Here is a 24,127-nt window from a genome sequence, read left to right on the forward strand (position 1 = left end):
CGTTACCTTCGTGGTACTTCCCTTGCTACCGGTCGGTTCGTTAGCCTGCAAATCCTGGACGTGAACCCCGTTACGCCCCTTGCCGCACGTCCATCTTGGAGGATACGTGGCCAGAAGTTCGGCCGGCCCCGGTACGGTCGGATCGGGACTGAAGCTCGGTATCTTCGCCCTGGTCACGACCCTGGCGCTCGCGCTGCTGACCGACGCGCTCGGCGGCATCCGCATGTCCGGGGATTCGTACACCGCCATGTTCACCGACGCCACGGGCCTGTTGCCCGGCGACGAGGTGCGCATCTCCGGTGTCACGGTCGGTGAGGTCGAGTCGGTCGAGCTGGAACAGGGCGACGTGCCCGCGGCCAAGATCTCCTTCACATTGGACTCCGAACGTCGGATTCCCGCGAGCGTCCGCGCCGCGATCCGCTACCGCAACCTCGTCGGGCAACGCTATGTCGCGTTGACGCCGCCCGCGCCGGACGAGCCGGTCGGTGACGCGATGCTCGAACCCGGCGACGTCATCGGCCTGCGTCAGACGTCCCCGGCGCTCGACTTGACGGTCCTGCTCAACGGTTTCAAGCCGCTGTTCCAGGCCCTGTCGCCCGAGGAGATCAACCAACTGTCCTTTGAGATCATTCAGGTGTTGCAGGGTGAGGGCACCACGGTCGAGAGCCTGTTGTCGCACACGGCGTCGTTGACGCAGACGCTCGCCGACCACGACGAGACGATCGGTTCGGTCATCACGAACCTGAACGCGGTGCTGGCGACGGTGGCGGAACGCGACGACGAACTCGACACCTCGATCGCTCGGCTCCGGGAGTTCGTCTCGGGCCTGTCCGGTGACCGGGATGCCTTGGGGCAGGCCGTGATCAGCATCGGAACGCTCACGACGAAGACGTCCCTCCTGGTCGAGGACGCCCGCCCCCCGCTCGCCGCCGACGTGACCGCGCTCGACCAGCTGTCGACCACCCTCAACGCCAACTCCGAGGTCTTGGAGCAGACTCTGGAGCGGCTGCCGGTGACCTACGAGCAGCTGACGACGACCGGTTCGTACGGTTCGTGGTTCAACTTCTTCCTGTGCGACGCGGACGGCACGCTCGCCCTGCCGGGCGGTGGGTCCGTCACCCCGGTCGAGTTGCATTCGCCGTTCGCGCGGTGCGCGCCGGGGAGGCCGTGATGTCGGAGTCGAGCGATACGGGCCCCACGGACGGGAAGCGTCGGCCGTCGCCGCGTCGGGGTCTGAAGGCTCGCCGCCGCAACCCCGTTCGCACGGGCGCGATCACCGTCGTCGTGGCGCTGCTCGCTGTCCTCGGCGCGTTCCAGATCGATGACGTGATGCTGCTCGCGGGCGGCAGCGGTTACTCGGCGCAGCTTCGGGACGCGGCCGGGCTCACCCCGGGAACCGAGGTGCGCGTCGCGGGGGTCAAGGTCGGCAAGATCACCGCGGTCGAGCTGGCGGGGCTCGGTACGGCCACCCCGCACGTCCGGGTCGATTTCCGCGTCGACGCCGACGTCGAGCTGGGGGAGGACACGAGTGCGACCGTCCGCCTGAAAACCTTGCTGGGTCAGCGTTTCCTCGCCATCGAGCCCGCCGGGGACGGCGAGTTGGAGGACGCGACGATCCCGCTGAAGCGCACGGCCACGCCGCTTGACGTCGTCGACGCGGTGAACGGGCTCGCGCAGACGGTGGACGACATCGACACCGAACAACTCGCGCAGGCGATGACGATCCTGACCGAGACCTTCGCCAACGCCGGCGACGACGTGGGGGAGACGCTCGACGGCCTCGCCGCCGTCTCCGAGACGATTGCGTCGCGCGACGAGGAACTCGGGCAACTCCTGGAGAGCGCGAAGACCGTCACGGACGTGCTCGCGGAACGTGACGAGGACTTCCAGCAGCTCGTCACCGACGGCAACCTCCTGCTGGAGGAGGTCGAGAACCGCAAGGACGCCATCCACGAGCTCCTCGTCTCGACGATCTCGCTGTCGGAGGAGCTTCAGGGGCTCGTCGCCGACCAGAAGGATCGCCTCGCGCCCGCTTTGCAGCAACTGTCCGACGTCGTGACCCTGTTGCAGGAGAACCAGGACAACCTGGAGGCGACGCTCACGAACATGGGGCCGTTCATCAAGGCCTTCTCCAACGTCCTCGGCAACGGTCGCTGGTTCGACTCCTATATCGACGGTCTATTGCAGCCGTACCAAGTGGAGGTGGGCTGATGGCGATCTCGCTGCCGACGACCCGGATCGGACGGGTCGCGCTCGCGGTGCTCGCGCTCGTCATCGCGTTCGCGGCCGTCGTCTTCGTGAACCCGTTCGCGGGCCCGGCGACGACGGTGACCGCCGAGTTCACCCGCGCCGTCGGCGTCTACGTCGGTTCCGACGTGCGCGTCCTCGGCGTCCACGTCGGAACCATCACCGCCGTCGAACCGACGGGCGAGACCATCACGGTCACCATGGAACTCGAAGACGGATATCCGATCCCGCACGACGCCGAGGCCATCGTCATCCCGCCCAGCATCGTCGCCGACCGGTACATCCAGCTCGCCCCGGCCTACACCGGCGGCCGTGAGATCGCCGACGGTGACCACATCGGAGTCGAGCGGACCGTCGTCCCCCTGGAACTTGACGAGGTGTACGCCACACTGGACGAACTGTCGGCGGCGCTCGGGGAGAACGGCTCACTCGCCGAACTCGTCGAGACCGCCCGCGCCAACCTCGAAGGCAACGGCGCCGACCTGGCCACCACACTCGACAGTCTCGCCGACGTCGCGGAGACCCTCGACGAGCACGGCGACGACCTGTGGGGCACCGTCGACAATCTCGCCGAGTTCACCGAGGCGCTGGCCGCCTCCGACGCGCAGGTCGCCCTGTTCAACGAGCAGCTCGCCAGCGTCTCGACCCAGCTGTCCGACGAACGTGACAACCTGTCGACCGCCGTCGAGCAACTGACCCTCGCGCTGGCCGACGTCAGCCGCTTCGTCGACGACAACGCCGAGATCCTCACCGAGAACATCGACCAGCTCGCGAGCCTCACCGACGTCTTCGCGCGGCAACAGGAAGCCCTCATCACCATCCTCGACTACGCGCCGGTCGCGTTGACCAACCTCGACCTTGCGTACAACGCGCGATCCGGCACGCTCGACACCCGCGACGACGTCCTCGGGCCGTACGACCCGGCCGGTTTCCTGTGCTCCCAACTCATCCACGCCGTCGGCATCGAAGAGGTCCCCCTCGCGTGCTTCGACCTGGCGGACGCGCTCGCCGCCTCCGGCATCGAGATGCCCGCCGAACTCGCCGCCCTCGTCGGCGCCAACCCCGTGGAGCTGCCATGAGACGCACCGCGCAGATCCTCGCCGTCGCCGCGTCGACGCTCGTCGCCGGGTGCGCCTCCGTACCGCTGCCGGGCGGCGCTGGAGGCGGAGGTTACGTCGTCACCATCGAGTTCGCGGACGTCACCGACCTCGTTCCCTATTCGACGGTGAAGGTCTCGGACGTGACCGTCGGCCGGGTCGAGGACGTCCGGCTCGACGACTGGACCGCCGTCGTCACCGTCCGCGTCGACGCCGAGGTCGAACTTCCCGCGAACGCGTCCGCCCGGCTGCGCCAGACGAGCCTCCTCGGCGAGAAGTTCGTCGACCTGTCGGCCCCGCTGGGGGAGGAACCGACCGGGCGACTCGCCGACGGCGACCTCATTCCGTTGGCGCGCACCGATCGCGGCGCCGAGGTCGAGGAGGTGCTCGGCGCGCTCGCCCTCGTCCTCCAAGGCGGCGGACTCGATCAACTGCGGACCATCAACACCGAACTCGTCAATCTGATGGACGGCCGCGAAGCCGAGCTGAAGACGACGCTGCACGACCTCGACGCCTTCATGACGTCCCTCGACGAGCAACGCGAGAACATCGTCACCGCACTCGAAGCCCTCGACAAGCTATCCGCGGACCTCGCCGATCAGCGCACCGAGATCGCCGAGGCCCTCGACGCGATCGCGCCCGGCGTGACCGTCCTCGCGGACCAGCGCGAACTCATCACCGACGCCGTGACCGCGCTCGGCGAACTCGGCGACGTCGGCTCCCACGTCATCGAGCAGAGCGGCGACGAGACCATCGCGATCCTCCAGGACCTGCAACCGATCCTGGAGAACCTCGTCGCGGCGGGCGACCACTTCCCGCAGGGCCTGGAGCTCGCCGCCACCTATCCGTTCCCGCACAACGCGACCGACGCGATTTCCAACGACTTCGTGAACCTCCACATCACCCTCGACCTCGATCTGGAGGCGATCCTCGGCAACGTCCTCGGTGACAAGCCGATCGAGTACGAGGACGGCGAACCCGTCGAGAACCCGGCCGACCCGCTCGGCGGTCTGGTCGAACCGATCATCGGCGGCCTGGAAGAACTCCTCGGCGTCGGCGTCTCCCCCGATGACGCCACCGACGGCGAGGAGGACTAGCCATGCCATCGACGACCCGCCTTCGGCTCCAGATCGGGATCTTCGGTCTCGTGACGTTGCTCGGCGTCTCCATCGTCGGGGTGCGCTACCTCGGCTGGTTCGACTCCTCGTACGTGATCTATGTGGACACCGAGGAGACGGGCGGCGCGTACGAACACGCCGCCGTCGCGTACCGGGGCGTCCCCGTCGGCAAGGTCGGCGACGTGACCCTGCGCGAGGACGGCGCCCGCCTCCAACTCCTCATCCGCGACGACGTGCGGATTCCAGTCGACACCGCGGTCGTCGTCGCACAGCGCTCGGCGGTCGGGGAGCAGTACGTCGACCTGCGTCCCAGCACTGAGGACGGCCCGTACCTGGACGAGGGCGCGGTCCTCTCCGACGTCACCGTCCCCCTGCCGATCGAGATCCTTCTGTCCAATCTGGATCAACTGTTGGAGAGCGTCGATCCCGAGGACGTCGCCGTCGTCATCGACGAACTCGGCGCCGCATTCTCGGGCAACGAGGACGCGCTCGCGCGCCTCGTCGAGGCGTCATCGGGGCTCGTGACGCAGGCCAACGAGCACCTGCCGCAGACGATCGACCTCCTGCGCGACACCAACACCGTCCTCTCGACCCAGCTCGAATCGGCCGACGCCATCCGCACCTGGGCCAACGAACTCGCCGAACTCACCGACACGATCGCGGAATCCGACGAGGACCTCCGCGCGCTCGTGAACACCGCCCCCACCGCGACCGAGGAGATCACGGACCTCATCGACGACGTCGACCCGAGCCTCGGCGTCCTCCTCGGCAACCTGATCACCGTCAACGGGGTCATGGTTCGACGCCTGCCCGGCCTCGAGACCGTCCTCGTCACGTACCCGATGACCGTCGCCGGCGGCTTCACCGTCACCCCCGGCGACGGAACCGCCCATTTCGGACTCGTGCTGAACTTCGACAACCCGCCCCCGTGCGTTTACTCCAACAGCGGAGTCCCGTACACCTGCACCGACGGCGAACTCGGCGACGGCTCCGCGATCCGAGGCTGGCAGAACGCCCCCGGCCCGACGGGACCCACCGTCCAGCCGGTCCCGCTGCCCGGCGCCGCCGACGACGGCGACGGCGACGAGCCCGGCGTTCCCGACTCCGGCGAAACCGCCGCCTACGACCCGTCCACCGGCTTCCTCGTCGATTCCAACGGAGTACCGATCCGCTTGGGAACCAACGGCGGTCAGTACCAACTGGCCGGAGACCAATCGTGGAAACACCTACTCCTCACGGGGGTCACTGGATGACCAAAGACGTCAAGCCCGACAAGACGGAACGGAGGCGACGCCTGCGGCGCACTCGCTGGCTCGTCACGCTGCTCACCGTCGAACTCGTCGCCGCGCTCGCGGCGGCGGGGGTGTTCGGCACGATGGCCTACCTCGACTGGCAGGAGTCCCGCGATCGCGCCGCCGCCGTCGACTCCGCCAGGGTGACGGTGCAGGCGCTCATGTCCATCTCGCCGACCACATTGGACGAGAACTTCGCGATCGTCGAGGAGAACTCGACCGGCGAGTTCGCCGAACAGTTCACCAAGACCGCCGACACGATCCGCGAGACGGTGATGACGTACGCGACCGAGCAGTCCGCGGAGGTCCTGCGCGCCGCCTACTCGGACGGCGACTCCGACTCCGCGACGATCCTCCTCGCCGTCGACGCCACCACGATTCACAAGAACCCGGTGGGCTCCGAGGAGGACGAGAAGAAGAAGGACGACGGTAAGGACAAGGACGGCGAAGAAGCCGACGGGGCCGACCGCGAACCCATCGACAGCCACTACCGGATCAAGGCGCAGATGGCGCTCGTCGACGGCGTGTGGCTGCTCGCGGAACTGGAGATGTCGACATGAGCGGGTATGTCCCACGCAAGCTCCGCGACCGAGGCGAGCGGACCGAACGGACCGAACGGACCGAACGCGAGCGCCCCGCCAAGAGCGGCGGCGGCACGAAGGCCCGCGCCGCGACGGCGACGAAGACGCGGTCGGCCAAACCGGCCCGCCGTCCCGCGCCGACCGGCGGCGATCGCGACCGGCGTCCCTCGCCCCGTCCACGTCCGTCTGCGGGCAAGATCAGGAACCGTCGTTCCCTGGGAGAGCTGCGCCGCGTCCTCGTCAAGGTCGCCGTCTCGGCGGTCGTGGCGACCTTGCTCGCGGTCGGCGTGTACATCGGCAACTCCTGGTGGGGCCCGGGAGATCACGGCGAGGGGGCCGCGAAGGCGGCGCGCACGGCCGCCGCGGCGCTGTTCTCATACGACCATCGCGACTTCGACGCGTCCGTCGAGAACGGGGCGAAGTACGCCTACGGCGAGTTCGCGAAGTCGTGGACGCGCGCCACCGAAGGGCTCAAGGAGACGGCCGTCTCGCAGGAGGCCCAGGTCGTGGCGAAGGTCGTGGACGTCGCCGTGCTCAACCCCCGGACGACGTACACCGAGAAGAGCGGCACCACGTACGACCACGCCGTCGAGATCCTCGCGTTCATGGACCAGACGACGAAGAACGCCAAGATCGAGGGCCAGAAGAACGACCAGAGCCGACTCGTCCTGACGATGGTCGAGGTCGACGGCCGCTGGCTGACGGTCAACGTGGTGGCGCTGTAGCCGTCAGGTCGATCCGGCGGTATCACGCGATACCATCCAGGCATGGCCATGACTCTGCGGTTGCCCGAGGACGACGACAGGATGTTGACAGAACGCGCCGCCGCCGAGCGGCGCTCCAAGCAGGAGATCGCGGTCGAGGCCATCCACCGACACCTGGCGGGGCGCGACGAGTTCGTCGACGTCAGCATCGACGAGATCATGGCCGAGGACGCCGAGCTGCTCGATCGGCTCTCGAAGTGACCGCGTACCTCGACCTTCGGGACCTGCTGAAGATCGCGAGGAAGGTGCAGGGGGCGGACGCTCCGGCGGTCCGGGACATCGGACTGCTGGAAGCCGCCGCCCACCGGCCCCAGGCGACGGCGTTCGGGCAGGACGCCTATCCCACGCTGCACCAGAAGGCGGCGGCGTTGACGCACTCCCTGGCGAGGAACCATCCGCTCGTGGACGGCAACAAACGCCTCGCCTGGGTGGCCGCTCGGCTCATGTATCGGCTGAACGGACACGAACTGCGGGCGTACGACGACGTGATCGCCGCCGAGGAGTTCGTCGTCTCCATCGCACGGGGGGACACGGATGTGCTGCACATCGCACGGGTCTTCTCGGAGCGGGTGTCCGCGTCGCTACCCCGTGCCGGGGAAAACCGCCGAAAGTCTTGACGAGACGGGAAAGCCGAGGCATTCTGTTTCACAGGCAACGCACGAGTACCATCATGTGTCGTACACATGATCGAACCGGGTGGTTCCTCGACGTCCATGCTGGGGTGGGTGGACGGTGCCGTATGCTTCGGCTACACTGCTAGTTTGCGCTGCCTTCTCGCGCCCTCTTTAGCATGACCGCGGTTCGTCACATGCGCCGGTTCGCGCCCTCACGCAAGGGTGTTGAGCGTCGACGCGGAATGCGTGGGCATGTACGGGGTAAACGGGGGAAGCAGTGGCGTTACATCGGCCGTCGCACCACCAGGTCCTCGGAAGGACGAATCTTGGCAGCTTCCCGCCCTGCGAAGACCAGCTCCAACAAGAGCGCGCTCGCTCCCAAACGAATCTCGTTCGGCAGGATTACCGAACATCTAGAAGTTCCCAACCTGCTCGCACTGCAAACGGAGTCCTTCGACTGGCTCATCGGTAACGAGGCGTACCGGTCCCGGTCCGAAGACGGCGCCACGTGCGGTCTGGACGACATCCTCGAAGAGATCAGCCCGATCGAAGACTTCTCGGGCACCATGTCGCTGTCCTTCTCCAACCCGCGCTTCGACGAGGTCAAGGCCCCGATCGAGGAGTGCAAGGAAAAGGACCTGACCTACTGCGCTCCGCTGTTCGTCACCGCGGAGTTCATCAACCACACCACCGGTGAGATCAAGAGCCAGACGGTGTTCATGGGTGACTTCCCCATGATGACTCCGAAGGGCACGTTCATCATCAACGGCACCGAGCGTGTCGTGGTGTCGCAGCTGGTTCGTTCACCTGGTGTGTACTTCGACAAGCAGCCGGACAAGACGTCCGACCGCGACCTGGCCAGCGTCAAGGTCATTCCCGGCCGCGGTGCGTGGCTCGAGTTCGACATCGACAAGCGCGAGACCGCCGGTGTGCGCATCGACCGTAAGCGCCGTCAGGCCGTCACGGTCCTGCTCAAGGCCATCGGCTGGACGAACGACCAGATCCGTGAGCGTTTCGGCTGGTCCGAGATCATGATGGCGACGCTGGAGAAGGACCACATCTCCAGCCAGGACGAGGCCCTGCTCGACATATACCGCAAGCTCCGCCCTGGCGAGCCGCCGACGAAGGAGAACGCCGAGGCGCTCCTGGACGGTCTGTTCTTCAACCCGAAGCGGTACGACCTCGCCAAGGTCGGCCGGTACAAGGTCAACAAGAAGTTCGGCCTGTCGACGCCCATCTCGACCGGTGTGCTCACTGAGGGCGACCTGGTCGCCACCATGGAGTACCTCTGTCGTCTCCAGGCGGGCGAGGACGGCTACGACCGCGACGACATCGACCACTTCGGTAACCGTCGTCTGCGTACCGTCGGCGAGCTGATCCAGAACCAGGTTCGGGTCGGTCTGTCCCGTATGGAGCGTGTCGTCCGCGAGCGGATGACGACGCAGGACGTCGAGGCGATCACGCCGCAGACCCTGATCAACATCCGTCCCGTCGTGGCGGCGATCAAGGAGTTCTTCGGAACGTCGCAGCTGTCCCAGTTCATGGACCAGGTCAACCCGATCGCCGGTCTGACGCACCGTCGTCGCCTGTCGGCGCTCGGTCCGGGTGGTCTGTCCCGCGACCGCGCGGGCATGGAGGTCCGCGACGTGCACCCGTCCCACTATGGACGGATGTGCCCGATCGAGACGCCGGAAGGCCCGAACATCGGCCTCATCGGCGCCCTGTCGGCGTTCGCGCGGGTCAACCCGTTCGGTTTCATCGAGACGCCGTACCGCCGTGTCGTCGACGGTCACGTCACCGACGACATCGAGTACCTGACCGCCGACGAGGAGGACCGCGTCGTCATCGCGCAGGCGAACACGCCGCTGACCGACGAGAGCGGCTTCGCCGATGAACGCGTTCTGGTCCGCCGCAAGGGCGGCGAGATGGAGCTCGTCGGCCACGACGCCGTCGACTTCATGGACGTCTCGCCGCGCCAGATGACCTCCGTCGCGACCGCGATGGTGCCGTTCCTCGAGCACGACGACGCCAACCGCGCCCTCATGGGCGCGAACATGCAGCGTCAGGCCGTCCCGCTGATCAAGACGCAGTCCCCGTTCGTCGGCACCGGCATGGAGTACCGTGCCGCCGTCGACGCCGGTGACGTCGTCGTCGCCGAGGTGGGCGGGGTCGCCGAGGACGTCTGCGCGGACTTCATCACGGTCCACCAGGACGACGGTTACCGCCGTACCTACCTGCTGCACAAGTTCGGCCGTTCCAACGCCGGCACGTGCGTCAACCAGATCCCGATCATCAGCGAGGGCGACCGCGTTGAGGCCGGTCAGGTGATGGCCGACGGTCCGTGCACCGACAACGGTGAGATGGCGCTCGGCAAGAACCTGCTCGTGGCGTTCATGCCGTGGGAGGGCCAGAACTACGAGGACGCGATCATCCTGTCCTCGCGTCTGGTCCAGGAGGACGTCCTCACGTCGGTTCACATCGACGAGCACGAGGTCGACGCCCGCGACACGAAGCTCGGCCCGGAGGAGATCACTCGGGAGATCCCGAACGTCTCCGAGGAGATGCTGTCCGATCTGGACGAGCGCGGCATCATCCGCATCGGTGCGGAGGTCCGCGACGGCGACATCCTCGTCGGCAAGGTGACCCCGAAGGGGGAGACCGAGCTGACGCCGGAGGAGCGGCTGCTCCGCGCGATCTTCGGTGAGAAGGCGCGCGAAGTCCGTGACACCTCGCTGAAGGTTCCGCACGGCGAGTCCGGAACCGTTATAGGAGTTCGCACGTTCAGCCGCGACGACGGCGACGAACTGTCGCCCGGAGTCAACGAGCTGGTCCGCGTGTACATCGCGCAGAAGCGCAAGATCTCCGACGGTGACAAGCTCGCGGGCCGCCACGGCAACAAGGGCGTCATCTCGAAGATCGTCCCGTCCGAGGACATGCCGTTCCTGCCGGACGGCACGCCCGTCGACATCGTCCTGAACCCGCTTGGCGTGCCCGGCCGTATGAACATCGGCCAGGTGCTCGAGACCCACCTCGGGTGGATCGCGAAGTCCGGCTGGAAGATCGAGGGCGACGACACGGACTGGAAGAAGGCGTTGAACGCGATCGGCGCGTCCGAGGCCCCGGCCGACTCCAATGTGGCCACGCCCGTCTTCGACGGCGTCCACCTGGAGGAGATCACGGGTCTGCTCGAGTCGGCTCGACCGAACCGCGACGGCGACCGCATGGTCGGCTCCGACGGTAAGGCGCGCCTGTTCGACGGTCGTACCGGCGAGCCGTTCCCCGGCCCGATCTCGGTGGGCTACATGTACATCCTGAAGCTGAACCACCTCGTGGACGACAAGATCCACGCGCGGTCGACCGGCCCGTACTCCATGATCACGCAGCAGCCGCTGGGTGGTAAGGCGCAGTTCGGTGGCCAGCGGTTCGGCGAGATGGAGTGCTGGGCGATGCAGGCGTACGGCGCCGCCTACGCCTTGCAGGAGTTGCTGACCATCAAGTCCGACGACATCCTCGGCCGCGTCAAGGTGTACGAGGCGATCGTCAAGGGCGAGAACATTCCCGAACCGGGTATCCCGGAGTCGTTCAAGGTGCTCCTCAAGGAGCTCCAGTCGCTGTGCCTCAACGTGGAGGTGCTGTCGAGTGACGGCACGACCGTCGAGATGCGCGACAGCGACGACGAGGTGTTCCGGGCAGCGGAAGAACTGGGTATCGACCTGTCCCGGCACGAGCCGAGCAGCGTCGACCTCGAAGGAGCATGACGTCACACGGAGGCCGGCCCACCGGCCGGCCTCCGCTTTCGACGCCATTGTGGATCGAAACGACGCCAGCGAGATCGCAACCATTGCAAGGGGAAAGTTAAGTGCTCGACGTCAACTTCTTCGACGTTTTGCGGATCGGCCTGGCCACGGCCGAGGACATCCGCCAGTGGTCGCACGGTGAGGTCAAGAAGCCGGAGACGATCAACTACCGGACGCTCAAGCCGGAAAAGGACGGCCTCTTCTGCGAGAAGATCTTCGGTCCCACCCGGGACTGGGAGTGCTACTGCGGCAAGTACAAGCGGATCCGTTTCAAGGGCATCATCTGTGAGCGCTGCGGCGTCGAGGTGACTCGCTCGAAGGTGCGTCGTGAGCGGATGGGCCACATCGAGCTCGCCGCCGCCGTCACGCACATCTGGTACTTCAAGGGTGTTCCGTCGCGGTTGGGGTACCTCCTCGACATCGCGCCGAAGGACCTCGAGAAGATCATCTACTTCGCCGCCTACGTCGTGACCTCGGTCGACGCCGAGGCCCGGCACCGTGACCTCGGAACGTTGGAGAACGAGATCTCGGCGGAGAAGCGGCAGCTCGAGAACGGCCGCGACGCCGAGATCGAGAAGCGTGCCGCGAAGCTCGAAGCCGACCTCGCGGAGCTGGAGGCCGAGGGCGCGAAGGCGGATGTCCGCCGCAAGGTCAAGGACTCCGGCGAGCGCGAGATGCGCCAGATCCGGGACAAGTCCCAGCGCGAGATCGACCGCCTGGAAGAGGTCATCGACACCTTCCGCAAGCTCGACGTCAAGCAGCTCATCGGTGACGAGATGCTGTTCCGCGAGCTGCACGACCGTTTCGGTGAGTACTTCACCGGCGGCATGGGCGCCGAGGCGATCAAGGAACTGCTGGCGAACCTGGACCTGACGGCTGAGCTCGAGAGCCTGCGCGACACGATCGCCAACGGCAAGGGCCAGAAGAAGATCCGCGCCCTGAAGCGCCTGAAGGTCGTCGCGCCGTTCGCGACGCACGGTTCCAGCCCGATGGGCATGGTCCTCGACTGTGTTCCGGTGATCCCGCCGGAGCTGCGTCCGATGGTGCAGCTGGACGGTGGCCGTTTCGCCACGTCCGACCTGAACGACCTGTACCGCCGTGTCATCAACCGGAACAACCGTTTGAAGCGGCTCATCGACCTCGGCGCGCCCGAGATCATCGTCGCCAACGAGAAGCGCATGCTTCAGGAGTCCGTCGACGCGTTGTTCGACAATGGACGTCGTGGGCGTCCGGTGACGGGTCCGGGCAACCGGCCGTTGAAGTCGCTGTCGGACATGCTGAAGGGTAAGCAGGGCCGGTTCCGTCAGAACCTGCTCGGCAAGCGAGTCGACTACTCGGGCCGTTCGGTCATCGTCGTCGGTCCGCAGCTGAAGCTGCACCAGTGCGGTCTGCCGAAGCAGATGGCGTTGGAGCTGTTCAAGCCCTTTGTCATGAAGCGTCTCGTCGACCTGAACCACGCGCAGAACATCAAGAGCGCCAAGCGAATGGTGGAGCGCGCGCGTCCGGCGGTGTGGGATGTCCTCGAAGAGGTCATCACGGAGCACCCGGTTCTGTTGAACCGTGCGCCCACGCTGCACCGTCTCGGTATCCAGGCGTTCGAGCCGAAGCTGGTCGAGGGCAAGGCCATCCAGATTCACCCGCTCGTCTGCACGGCGTTCAACGCCGACTTCGACGGTGACCAGATGGCCGTCCACGTTCCGCTGTCGGCGGAGTCGCAGGCCGAGGCCCGCATCCTGATGCTGTCGGCGAACAACATCCTCAAGCCGTCCGACGGCCGTCCGGTCACCATGCCCACACAGGACATGATCATCGGTCTGTACTTCCTGACGCACCAGCGTGAGGGCCTGGCCGGCGAGGGCCGCGCGTTCTCGTCGGTGTCGGAGGCCATGATGGCGTACGACCGCCGTGAGCTGCACCTGCAGTCTCCGGTGTCGATTCGCGTCGATGACATTCCGGCGATCGACCAGGGTTCCGGCCCGCAGCCCGTCGAGGGCGCGGAGCCCGGTGTCCCGATCACGATCAAGACGACGCTGGGTCGGGTCCTGTTCAACGAGACCCTGCCGATGGACTACCGCTTCGTCAACTATGAGGTCCGCAAGGGACAGTTGTCGGAGATCGTCAACGACCTGGCCGAGCGGTACTCGAAGGTCCAGCTGGGCGCGTCCCTGGACGCGTTGAAGCAGGCCGGTTTCCACTGGGCGTCCTGGTCGGGCATCACCATCGGTTTCGCGGACGTCGTCGGACCGAAGGCCAAGCCGGAGATCCTGGAGCGTTACGAGAAGGACGCCGAGCGCATCGAGAAGCAGTACCTCCGCGGTCTGTTGACCCTGGAGGAGCGCCGTAACGAGCTGATCGAGATCTGGACCCGCGCGACGAACGAGATCGCCGCCGCGCTGGGCGAGGATCTGCCGCAGGAGAACCCGCTGTGGCAGATGATCAACTCGGGCGCGCGAGGCAACATGCTTCAGCTGCGTCAGATCGCCGCTATCCGTGGTCTGGTGGCCAACCCGAAGGGCGAGATCATCCCGCGTCCCATCAAGTCGTCGTACCGCGAGGGCTTGAGCGTCTTGGAGTACTTCATCTCGACGCACGGTTCGCGTAAGGGTCTGGCCGACACGGCTCTGCGTACCGCCGACTCGGGTTACCTGACGCGTCGTCTTGTCGACGTCTCCCAGGACGTCATCGTCCGCGAGGAGGACTGCGGCACCGAGCGCGCCGTTCGGACCCCGATCGCGATGGAGATCGACGGCAGCCTCATGGTGCACGAGCACGCGGAGACCTCGGTCTTCGCGCGCACGCTCGCCGAGGACGTCAAGGACGCCAAGGGCAAGCTGATCGTCAGCGAGGGCATTGACCTGACCCAGCCGCTCATCGACGAGATGGTCGCGGCCGGTGTCAAGGACGTCCGGGTCCGCAGCGTGCTCACGTGCGAGTCGCAGCTGGGCGTCTGCGCGGCCTGCTACGGCCGGTCGATGCCGACCGGTCAGAAGGTCGACCTCGGTGAGGCCGTCGGCATCATCGCGGCCCAGTCGATCGGTGAGCCGGGTACCCAGCTGACGATGCGTACGTTCCACACCGGTGGTGCGGCCATCGGCGGTGACGACATCACGCAGGGTCTGCCGCGTGTCCAGGAGATCTTCGAGGCGCGTATCCCCAAGGGGAAGGCGCCGATCGCGGAGGCCGCCGGCACCGTGCGGATCGAGGACGCCGACAAGTCCCGCAAGATCGTCCTCTCGCCCGACGACGGCTCGGAGGAGATCGTCGTCGACAAGGTGTCGCGTCGTGTCCGTCTGCGTGTTCACGACGGTGACCACATCGGCGTCGGTGAGAAGCTCACCGAGGGCACGATCGACCCGCACGAGCTGCTTCGCGTGCTCGGTCCGCGTCAGGTGCAGACGCACCTCGTCGACCAGGTCCAGCACGTGTACCGCTCGCAGGGCGTGCTCATCCACGACAAGCACATCGAGATCATCGTTCGTCAGATGCTCAAGCGCGTCACGATCATCGACTCCGGCACGACCGAGTTCCTGCCGGGTTCGTTGGTGGACCGCGTTCAGTTCGAGAACGAGAACCGTCGCATCGTCGCCGAAGGCGGCGAGCCCGCGTCGGGTCGTCCGCAGCTGATGGGTATCACGAAGGCGTCGCTCGCGACGGACTCGTGGCTGTCGGCGGCGTCGTTCCAGGAGACCACGAAGGTGCTGACGGACGCGGCGATCAACGCCAAGTCCGACTCCCTGATCGGTCTGAAGGAGAACGTCATCATCGGTAAGCTCATCCCGGCCGGTACCGGTATCTCCAAGTACCGTGACGTCCGGGTCGAGCCGACCGAGGAGGCGAAGGCGCGCGTCTACTCGATGGGCGGCTACGAGGACCCGGTCCCGGCCTTCGGCTTCGGTACCCCCGGTGGCCAGGCCGTTCCGCTGGACGATTTCGACATCGGACAGTTCTAATCGGATCAACACCGCTGCCCCCGTCCATTCGCGGACGGGGGCAGCGGCGTGTCCGGGGCGCTGTGGCGATTTCATTGGTACATGTGCAATTACCGACCTGATGTGCGTGGACAATGGCGCTTGTGATGCAATGATCACGCCTGATCGTGGCGGGTGCGCGGCAGGGGGCGAAGAGGCGGAGGACGGTATGGCGGTTTCAGACACACAGCCGAGTGCGGAGACACATTCCCTAGAGGACCTGGTCGAGAAGGCGTGGGAGGGAAAGATCCGCGTTCCGCACTTTCAGCGCGATTTCCGCTGGTCGTCGAAGGATGTCGTCCGGCTCTTCGACAGCATCAGTCGGGGATATCCGATTGGCACGTTGCTGTTCTGGGTTCGCCGTTCGCCCGTTTCGGAGGTGTCCCTCGGGAACTTGACGGTGTCCGCTGAGGCGAGTGACGCTGCGTGGTGGGTTGTGGATGGTCAGCAGCGTATCGTTAGTCTCGCCAACGCGCTGGACCCGTCCGGTCACAAGACGAAGCCATTCGACGTCTACTACGATCTCGCGGAGGAGCAGTTCGTTCCCGCTCCTCGAAAGCTTGAACCGAAGCACATTCCGTTGCCTGTGCTCTTCGATCTCGAGAAACTGATCGAATGGTTCAGTCCCGGAAACCAGGGACCTCCTGAGTACTTCAAACCAGCCAGGGCGATCGCCAAGCGAATCCTTGAGTACAGGATTCCGACGTATCTCGTGGCCCAAGAAGATCGAAAGATCCTCACCGACATTTTCGACCGGATGAACAACTTCGGGAAACGGTTGAGTCGTGCTGAGGTTTTTTCCGCGCTGTACGCCGGAGATGAGCCACCGACTCGTACAAGTTCCAGACTTACGCAGATCTCCCAACGCTTGGCGGAGTCCACGCACTTCGGACGGATCGACGATGACACGGTTCTGTCATGTCTGTTGGCTCGGCGAGGCCCTGACATCACTCGCGACCCACATGGAGAGTTCGACGCGACGCGGTCTCGTGTCAATGGAGAGTTCGCGGACGAGGATGAGCAAACTGCCCATGATGAGACCGAGAGGGCGATGGCGGCGGCGGTTCGTTTTGTCCAAGCTCATTGTGAGACTCCGCATTTCTCCTTTCTTCCTTATCGGGCCCTGCTCGCGGTATTGACGCGTTTTTTTGCCCACTTCCCCGATCCACACCCACGACATCGCGATCTTCTCCGCCGGTTCTTCTGGCGGGCGTCATTCACCGGCCCTGCCGCCTTCAGCGGAAGCTTCACCTTGTTCGCGCGCAAACTCGCGGGGATGGTCGTGCCAGGTAGCGAGCTCCAATCGGTCTCTCAACTGTTGGAAGCCGTCGGACAGCAACGTACAAAGACCGTCTCCGTTGAGGCCTTCAAAACGAACAGCGCGAGTACCAAGATCCTGCTGTGCTCATGGTGGTCTTTGCGGCCACGTTCACCGTTCACGGGTGATCTGTACACGGTGAATGATCTTGCCTCCGCCCTGGGCGATGACGTCACTCCGAGATCCGCTGTCGAAGAGCTGATACAGCCCTCCTCGTTGCCGTCTGACCTGCGCGGCTCGGCTGCGATCAGGATCCTGCTTCCGAGCGTGGAGGACCCCGTCAATGAGGCGGCGCTTGCTCTCATTCGGCCGTACGGCGGCCTGTCCATTCGTGAATGGGATGAGGTGCTGGTGTCTCACTGTATGACTCGTGAGGCAGCGACGTATCTGCAGTGGGACAACACGGCAGAGTTCGTGGATAACCGCCAGCGGACGATTGACGCCAACCTCAACGTATTCGGTGATCGGATGGCGGAGTGGAAACGTGAGGACGCGCCTCCGTTGAGCTCGTTCCTGTTTCACGACATGGATTGATGTGGTCAGGCCAGATCGAGTCGGACCTGGATACTGACTGTGTGACGTTGATTGAGAAACACCATGCCGTGATCCTCTATGGGCACCGCATTGGCGTGCTCAGTCAGCGGGGCGACCACGTTCGCTTCGCAGTGACCGAGGACTATCGAAGCGACCCAAGGCGTCCAGTACTCGGAATGCGTTTCGAAGAGCGGCTCGACGACCCGTACAGCGCGGCGCTTCGGCTGCCGCCCTGGTTCTCCAATCTGTTGCCCGAAGGGGCGCTTCGCCGCTGGATCGCCGATGCCGGGCACGTGTCGGCGGATCGCGAGATGGAACTACTGGCGACGATCGGACACGATCTGCCTGGCGCGGTTCAGGTCGTCCCGGCAGACACGGTGGATGCCGAAGGCAATTGGGAGGAACCGCCAGGGTTCTCCGGGCCGAAGTCTGGAGAACCCGAACCCTGGAGGTTCTCGCTCGCCGGTGTAGCCATGAAACTGTCCATGTTGCAGCGTGGGGACCGTTTGACAGTTCCCGCGTACGGTGAACGGGGCGACTGGATAGTCAAGCTTCCTGATCAGGGTTTCTCCGGCGTTCCCCACAACGAGTTCGCGATGATGCGGTTCGCGGCGGAGTCCGGGATCGATGTTCCCGAAACCCGCCTTGTACATCGGGAGGAACTTCCAGCGGTTCCGGATCGGCTCTGGCCCCGCGGGGAGGAATGGGCATATGCGGTCAAGCGTTTCGACCGGGCGGACGACGAGCGCCGTACACCGATCCACATAGAGGACTTCACTCAGATCCTCGACCGCTATCCGGGTGCGAAGTATGAAGGTAGCTACGAGACCGTCGGGGCGCTCATCTATCGAGGCCGGCATCGTGAGGATCTGCAGGAGTTCGCTCGTCGGCTCGCGTTTTGCGTCCTGATCGGGAACGGTGACGCTCATCTGAAGAACTGGTCAATGATCTACCGCGATCGGCTCACGGCACGACTGGCTCCTGTCTACGATCTCGTGTCTACATTCGTCTATCGAGACGACGGCGACATTGAGGACTTGGCGTTGAAGTTCAACGGAGGAAGGCGTTTCGACGGGATCGTCCCGTCTTCGTTTGATCGGCTCGAGCAGCGTCTCGACTCTCGGTTCGGGATCAGTGAGGCACAGCTGGCCGACGTTGTGTCCGATCTCGCGGTGCGTGCTAGAGGAGCACTCCCGGAGGCTCTCGGTCGGCTGGCCGATGAAGGATCGAGACAGCACCTGAGCGACTGGTTCACGTTCCATTCAAGGGGATGGTGAGAACTCTCGGTTCGTTGAGCTGAGGTTCGACATCGGACAGTTTTAATCGGATAAACACCGCTGCCCCCGTCCGTTCGCGGACGGGGGCAGCGGCGTGTCCGGGGCGCTGTCGGGATCGTGGCGGCTCGTGTTCGTGTTCGCGTTCGCCTGGACGTGGGCGCCCTCGACCTTTGGACTCCGTGACCGGCGGATGAGCCGAATACTCGGCGGAGATCGTGAATCGAACGGATCGCCCCGGAGTCGGTGCCTGTCGCGGGTCCCGTGAGGGATCAGGGCAGGGATACGACGGCCTGGATGGCCCAGTGGTCGGACGGGGTGTTGCGGTGCTTCGTGACCCAGGTGTTGATCGCGGTGGCGTGGACGGCGACCCCGTCGGTCCCGAGGATCCAGTCGATGCGGCGGTCGCTGCGCTTCGGCACCGGGTTCCAACCGTTGGCGGTCTTGAACGAGGGCGTCCGTCGTTTCTCGGGGCGGTTCCAGGTGTCGAACACCTTCCCGGACGTCAACGTGTCGTGTGGAGTGCTTCCGGGCGTCGTGTTGAAGTCGCCGGAGACGAGCGTCGGAAGACTCCGGTCGCGGATCCACTGCCGGACGAACCGCGCGGACTTGCGCCTCGACTCGGAGGACACGTGATCGAAGTGTGTGTTGACGTGGATGAATTTCTTGCCGGTGTTCCTGTCCTCGAACTTCACCCAGGTCATCATGCGGGGGAAGCGATTCCCCCAGGTGATCGAACCCGCCTGATGCGGGCGGTCCGACAGCCACAGATGTCCACTGTCGATCTTCTTGAGGCGGTCATGTCGATAGAGGATCGCGCAGGTCGCGCCTCGGCCGCCCGCCTCGCTCGGCCTGGCGACGAAGCGATAACCGGGCAGCCGGTCCACGAGATCCTGGATCTGGCTCTTCCGGCCCTCCTGAGTGCCGAGAATCGTCGGCTGCTCCGCTTTGACGACCCGTACGATCCGGGGCAGTCGGTTGCCCCAGGAGCGCGCTCCGCCGTCCACTGGGACGCGGATGTTGAACGACATGACGTGTAGACGGTTTCCCTGGGGCGGACCAAGGATCGGCAGCGACGGACCCGCCGCGTGCGCGGTGCCGACGTCGAGCCCGAGTACCGCGAGGCCGGCCGTCGCGCCGAGTCCGAAGACGGCGCGTCGACGCATCGGAATATCCATTGTGGGTGACTCCTGTCGTGGGGGAGGGCGGCCTTCCTCACGAAACCGGGTTCGCCGCCCCACGTCAACGGTGACGCCGAGTCCGTTAGCGGGTCGTAAGGTTTCGTTGCGCGCCAGCGCTTTTGCTCGGGACTGGTCTCCCTCTCGTGCGTGCGTGCGTGGTCGGGAGCGCGACGGGGCGTCCCGAGTCGGGGTCGCTATGGCCGGGTTGTGGGTTCGTCGATCGCGTTCGCCGCGGCGTTGACGCGGCGACGCGGCACCGGCTCTCGGGGATCGAGCCCGTCGGGCGGCCGGGCCCGTTCGATGAGTGTCGACGGACCATCACTGTGGACGTCGAATGTTATCGATACCTGACGGTCGGTCCATAGTGTCTCGACCGGATGGCGAGGCGGCTCTATCGTGGGCCCATGCGGCGGAACCCCTTTCGAAACCGAATCATCCTGTTGCTGGCCCTGATGGGGCCGATCCTGGTCTTCGGCGTGCTTCTCGCCTACACGGTCACGCTCGGCCAGCGGGTCGACGTGACCATCACCGCCTGCGAGTGGGAGCGCTCGGGCAAGAGCGGTGGACACTACGAGTGCTCCGGGACGTGGACGGTCGACGGCGAACGGACCACCGACGACCTGCGCGGTTGGTTCGCGCGCGAACCCGAGGTGGGAAGCACGGTCGAGGCGCGGCTCGGGCCGATGGGCGCGTACGTGTCCTCCGCGCTCGACGTCGCCATCGATCTGGCCGTGCCGGTCATCGCCGCCGCCGTGCTGGCCGACGCGACCCGCCGCATGCTGCGACAGAGACGCGTCTCCGCCGACGCCGCGAAGGAACTGCTCATTCGATCCGATCCCGGCGACGTCGTCGCCCGCTGCGAGCCCAAGTCGATCACGGGCATGGACGGTACGAGGCTGTTCACGCTGTCGGGGAACAAGAAACTCGTCCGCGTTCGCCGCGAAGCCGACGGGGCGGAGTGGAGCTTGCGTGCCCGGATGCTCGGTGATCGGCATCGCGAGGTGACGCTGACGGACGCGTCGGGAGCCGTCGTCGGACGAATTCGATCCACTGTGACCGAACGCCTGGTGTCCGTGGCGGACGGCGGCGGGAACGACCATGGACCCGGTGTGATCGAGCGCCAGGGACGCGTCTGGCACGCGCGGGTCATCGAACTCGGCGGCGATCGTGTGCTCGCCGAGGGCGTCCGGGTCGGCGCGGGACACGTCATGCGGGTACCGGCGGCTACCGACCGGACCGCAGCGCTGCTGTACCTGATCTTCCCGATCGTCGCGGCGTGGGTGCGCCGATCGATGCTCGACCTGCAAGGCGCCGACCCCAAACCCGAGACCGGCCCAGGTGCCGGTCCTGACACGAAGCCTGACGCCCAAACCTGACACGGGCCCTGGGCTGGCCCCCGACCCCGAACCTGACACCAGCCCAGGGTCGACCCCGACACAACCGAGGACCGGGTTCGAACCTGAACCGGTCCGCACACCACCGTTGAGAAGCCCGCCCGATCTCCGCTTGGTTGGTTAAACGTCNCGCTTGGTTGGGCAAATTGCGAAATCACGCCTGTTTCGAACATTTGCCCAACCAAGCGGAACTTTTGCCCAACCAAGCGGAGTGGTGGGTGGGGTGACCGGGACGGAAAGTCAAGTGGGTGGCCCCGGTGGAGTACTTCAGCGCCCGTCCATCGGGCCGAAGACGGACAGGGCCGTCACATCCGAGTTGCGGGCGTTGACGTACTCGTCGGCCCAGAGCGCGGCGCGCTCGTATCCCGATTCCTCGGCGATCCGGCGGCACGCCTCGCGTTGGTCGAAGGTCGTCCTGCGCAGCGCGACGCCCGGCCCGAGCAACGCCCAATGCGCGCCGGGTCGGCCGTACGGCATGCCGACGCTGCCGGGGTTGACGACGAGGACGCCGTGTGTGAGCCGAACGAACGGCATGTGCGTATGTCCACAGACGACCGTATCGATGGCGGGGTCGAGATCCGACAGGACCTCCTGGAACCGTTCCGGCCGTGAGTCGACGACGACCACCTCATGGTCGTTTCGCGGCGTCGCATGACAGAACAGCACCTCGCCGAGGTCGCCGATCGACATGCGCACCGTCGTCGGCAAACCCGCCAACAAACTCAACTGATCGTCCCGGAGCTGCCGAGAAGCCCACGGCGCCACCGGATCCGGGATCGCCGTCGCACCGCTGTCACGGAATTCGACCAGTTCCCGGTCGGCGTTGCCGCGCACCCACACGACGCGTTCGCCCAAGGCGACGAGCGTGTCCAGCACCTCCACGGGCTGTGGCCCGGCCGCGATGTCACCGGTGACGACGACGCGGTCCGCGCTCGCGACGTCCGGCTCCGCGAGCACCGCCTCCAATGCGGGCAGCACCCCATGAATATCCGACAGTACGGCGACGCGATCGACCATCACGCCACCGTACGCCGACGACCATGCCGGCGGGGCCGATTCCGCGCTCAGCGGACAACTCCGCCGTCTCCGCTATTACTGGGGCGCAACGTGAGTACGCTCGGCGCGGCGACGTCGGGCGGTGTCGTGTTCGGCCGGGGCGACTACCCATCCGATCCGAGGTCGCGAGCCCATCCGGGGCCATCACCCACCGCGCCCGGGATCGGACCGAACATCGCCGACCTTGCGCCGTGGCGCCGGATCGCCCGCACACCGAGGTGCGCGAGAGACCCGACGTCGCCCCGTTCTCAGATGGACGGTTGGATCGTCCCGGACACGGAGCCGAAACCGATCCTGGTCCCGTCGACGCCCGGCGCCGTCGCCGAGATCGTCAACGTGTCACCATCCAAAAGGAACGAACGGCTGGAACCGTCCGTCAACGTGATCGGTTCCTTTCCGCCCCAAGACAACTCGATGAGCGAACCGCGCTGCTCCGGCGAGTCGCCGGAGACCGTCCCGGAGGCGAACAGGTCGCCCGTGCGCAGGCTCGCGCCGTTGACCGTCATGTGCGCCAGCTGCTGATCGGCGCTCCAGTAGACGCTCGCGAACGGCGGACGCGAGATCGTCTCGCCGTTCAACGTCACCTCCAGCGCCAGATCCAGGGACCACCGGCGGTCGCTGCGCAGGTAAGGCAGCGGCGTCGGATCCTGCGCGGGGCCGTCGGTTCGCGCGTCGATGAGGGCGTCGAGCGAGACGATCCACGGGGAGATCGACGTCGCGAACGACTTCCCGAGGAACGGGCCGAGCGGAACGTACTCCCATGCCTGAATGTCGCGGGCGCTCCAGTCGTTGACGAGGCAGACGCCGAAGACGTGCTCGGCGAAGTCGGCCGTCGACACCGGTCCGGGCGCGCCCGTGCCGACGACGAAGCCCACCTCCGCCTCGAAGTCGAGCCGCGCGGACGGACCGAAGGTCGGTTCCGAGGCGTCCGGGGCCTTCCGCTGGCCCTGCGGCCGCCTGACGTCGGTGCCGCTGACGACGACCGTGCCCGCCCGCCCGTGGTATCCGACGGGCAGGTGCTTCCAGTTCGGTAGCAGCGCCGCCGAGTCGGGCCGGAACATCTTCCCCAGGTTCGTGGCGTGCTGCTCCGACGCGTAGAAGTCCACGAAATCGGCGACGGTGAACGGCAGGTGCATCGTCGCGTCCTCTTGCGCGACAAGCATTCCCGAGACGACCGGCTCGTGCGCGGGTTCGGACAGGAGTTGGGCGATCCGGGAGCGAACGCCACGCCAGTAGACGCGACCCGCCGCGAGGAATCCATCCAATGTGTCCAACCGTAGGGCGCCGCTCAGATCGGGCAGCAGCCCCGCCTCGTCGGCGGCGCGGACGTCGAGGATCTGCTCGCCGATCGCGACACCGATGCGCTGGTCCCGCCCAGGGGACGAGAAAACGCCGAACGGGAGGTTCGTGATCGGGAAGTGGGACCCCTGCGGGATCAGCACCCAGCTCATGTGTGACTCCTTGTCTGTGACCGGCGCCAGCCTATAAGAGGCCGTCGGTGAACCCGCTGTCCTGCTGCGACGATCGGGCCATGTCGGCCGAGCCGACGAGGAGGACCTGGGCAGGCTCCTTTCCCGCGCGCTCGCCACACCGCCGCCGACGGTCCCGAAGTCCGCCCGCGCGTGTCGGCTCGGGTTCGGCTTCATTGCTTGGCGGGCCATCGATCGGGGCCCACAGGCGGACCGCCGCGCCAACCCGGTTTACATCGGGGTGATCGCTGACGTAAGATGGCCGTCAGCCGGTTTTCCGGCTGAAGGAGTGTGGCGCAATTGGCAGCGCAGCGGTCTCCAAAACCGCAGGTTGCAGGTTCGAGTCCTGTCACTCCTGCCAGACGAAGGCCCTTGATCGGTGAAACCACTGATCAAGGGCCTTTCGCTTGCGTCACCATGAGA

General features: G+C 66.0%; 17 protein-coding genes and 1 tRNA gene. 15 read left to right on the forward strand and 3 right to left on the reverse strand.

Annotation, left to right across the window (positions count from 1 at the left end):
- The first annotated feature begins 106 nt into the window (after positions 1-106).
- The 13 genes from ACM9NP_RS19840 (at position 107) to ACM9NP_RS19900 (ending at position 18,607) form a co-directional block, all read left to right on the forward strand.
- A complete protein-coding gene (locus tag ACM9NP_RS19840) occupies positions 107-1,171 on the forward strand; it encodes an MCE family protein (protein ID WP_415648253.1) in 1,065 nt (354 codons plus the stop codon).
- The gene (locus ACM9NP_RS19845; protein WP_415648254.1) at positions 1,171-2,211 is read left to right on the forward strand and encodes an MCE family protein; all 1,041 of its coding nucleotides are present in this window, start codon (positions 1,171-1,173) and stop codon (positions 2,209-2,211) included. The genes ACM9NP_RS19840 and ACM9NP_RS19845 overlap by 1 nt, the downstream gene beginning before the upstream one ends.
- The gene (locus tag ACM9NP_RS19850; protein ID WP_415648255.1) at positions 2,211-3,326 is read left to right on the forward strand and encodes an MCE family protein; all 1,116 of its coding nucleotides are present in this window, start codon (positions 2,211-2,213) and stop codon (positions 3,324-3,326) included. Before ACM9NP_RS19845 ends, ACM9NP_RS19850 begins: the two co-directional genes overlap by 1 nt.
- Positions 3,323-4,441 (forward strand): MCE family protein, encoded by a 1,119-nt coding sequence (locus ACM9NP_RS19855; protein ID WP_415648256.1) that lies wholly within the window; start codon positions 3,323-3,325, stop codon positions 4,439-4,441. Before ACM9NP_RS19850 ends, ACM9NP_RS19855 begins: the two co-directional genes overlap by 4 nt.
- A 2-nt stretch (positions 4,442-4,443) precedes the next feature.
- Positions 4,444-5,715 carry an MCE family protein gene (locus ACM9NP_RS19860; RefSeq protein WP_415648257.1) on the forward strand — a complete coding sequence of 424 codons (1,272 nt, stop codon included), beginning with the start codon at positions 4,444-4,446 and terminating at the stop codon, positions 5,713-5,715.
- Complete coding sequence (locus ACM9NP_RS19865) at positions 5,712-6,314, forward strand: hypothetical protein (protein ID WP_415648258.1); 603 nt, start codon at positions 5,712-5,714, stop codon at positions 6,312-6,314. Before ACM9NP_RS19860 ends, ACM9NP_RS19865 begins: the two co-directional genes overlap by 4 nt.
- Positions 6,311-7,060 (forward strand): hypothetical protein, encoded by a 750-nt coding sequence (locus ACM9NP_RS19870; protein ID WP_415648259.1) that lies wholly within the window; start codon positions 6,311-6,313, stop codon positions 7,058-7,060. The genes ACM9NP_RS19865 and ACM9NP_RS19870 overlap by 4 nt, the downstream gene beginning before the upstream one ends.
- Before the next feature lie 42 nt (positions 7,061-7,102).
- Positions 7,103-7,300 carry a hypothetical protein gene (locus ACM9NP_RS19875; RefSeq protein ID WP_415648260.1) on the forward strand — a complete coding sequence of 66 codons (198 nt, stop codon included), beginning with the start codon at positions 7,103-7,105 and terminating at the stop codon, positions 7,298-7,300.
- On the forward strand, positions 7,297-7,716 hold the full coding sequence (locus tag ACM9NP_RS19880; protein WP_415648261.1) for a type II toxin-antitoxin system death-on-curing family toxin: 420 nt from the start codon (positions 7,297-7,299) through the stop codon (positions 7,714-7,716). The genes ACM9NP_RS19875 and ACM9NP_RS19880 overlap by 4 nt, the downstream gene beginning before the upstream one ends.
- Positions 7,717-8,039: 323 nt before the next feature.
- Entirely contained in the window at positions 8,040-11,471 is a 3,432-nt protein-coding gene (rpoB, locus tag ACM9NP_RS19885; RefSeq protein ID WP_415648262.1) for a DNA-directed RNA polymerase subunit beta, read from the forward strand.
- Positions 11,472-11,572: 101 nt separating this feature from the next.
- Entirely contained in the window at positions 11,573-15,460 is a 3,888-nt protein-coding gene (locus tag ACM9NP_RS19890; protein WP_415648263.1) for a DNA-directed RNA polymerase subunit beta', read from the forward strand.
- Positions 15,461-15,590: 130 nt separating this feature from the next.
- A complete protein-coding gene (locus ACM9NP_RS19895; protein ID WP_415648264.1) occupies positions 15,591-17,330 on the forward strand; it encodes a DUF262 domain-containing protein in 1,740 nt (579 codons plus the stop codon).
- Positions 17,330-18,607: a type II toxin-antitoxin system HipA family toxin gene (locus ACM9NP_RS19900; protein WP_415648265.1), complete on the forward strand. Its 1,278-nt coding sequence runs from the start codon at positions 17,330-17,332 to the stop codon at positions 18,605-18,607. The genes ACM9NP_RS19895 and ACM9NP_RS19900 overlap by 1 nt, the downstream gene beginning before the upstream one ends.
- 269 nt (positions 18,608-18,876) lie before the next feature.
- Here the strand turns inward: ACM9NP_RS19900 and ACM9NP_RS19905 are convergent, their stop codons facing one another.
- Positions 18,877-19,782, reverse strand: a complete 906-nt coding sequence (locus ACM9NP_RS19905; protein ID WP_415648266.1) for an endonuclease/exonuclease/phosphatase family protein — start codon at positions 19,780-19,782, stop codon at positions 18,877-18,879.
- A gap of 407 nt (positions 19,783-20,189) precedes the next feature.
- Between ACM9NP_RS19905 and ACM9NP_RS19910 the strand changes: the two genes are divergently transcribed.
- Positions 20,190-21,161, forward strand: coding sequence for a hypothetical protein (locus ACM9NP_RS19910; protein WP_415648267.1), 972 nt, complete (start codon positions 20,190-20,192; stop codon positions 21,159-21,161).
- A 285-nt stretch (positions 21,162-21,446) separates the two neighbouring features.
- Here the strand turns inward: ACM9NP_RS19910 and ACM9NP_RS19915 are convergent, their stop codons facing one another.
- Together ACM9NP_RS19915 and fahA are read right to left on the reverse strand one after the other, a co-directional pair.
- On the reverse strand, positions 21,447-22,196 hold the full coding sequence (locus ACM9NP_RS19915) for a metallophosphoesterase family protein (RefSeq protein WP_415648268.1): 750 nt from the start codon (positions 22,194-22,196) through the stop codon (positions 21,447-21,449).
- 287 nt (positions 22,197-22,483) lie between these two features.
- A complete protein-coding gene (gene fahA / locus ACM9NP_RS19920) occupies positions 22,484-23,686 on the reverse strand; it encodes a fumarylacetoacetase (protein WP_415648269.1) in 1,203 nt (400 codons plus the stop codon).
- A gap of 303 nt (positions 23,687-23,989) precedes the next feature.
- Here fahA and ACM9NP_RS19925 point away from each other — a divergent pair.
- Positions 23,990-24,065: transfer RNA gene (locus ACM9NP_RS19925), tRNA-Trp, on the forward strand.
- Positions 24,066-24,127 lie beyond the last annotated feature (62 nt).

It is taken from the genome of Stackebrandtia soli (genome assembly GCF_965137155.1).
Taxonomy (GTDB): Bacteria; Actinomycetota; Actinomycetes; order Mycobacteriales; family Micromonosporaceae; genus Stackebrandtia; species Stackebrandtia soli.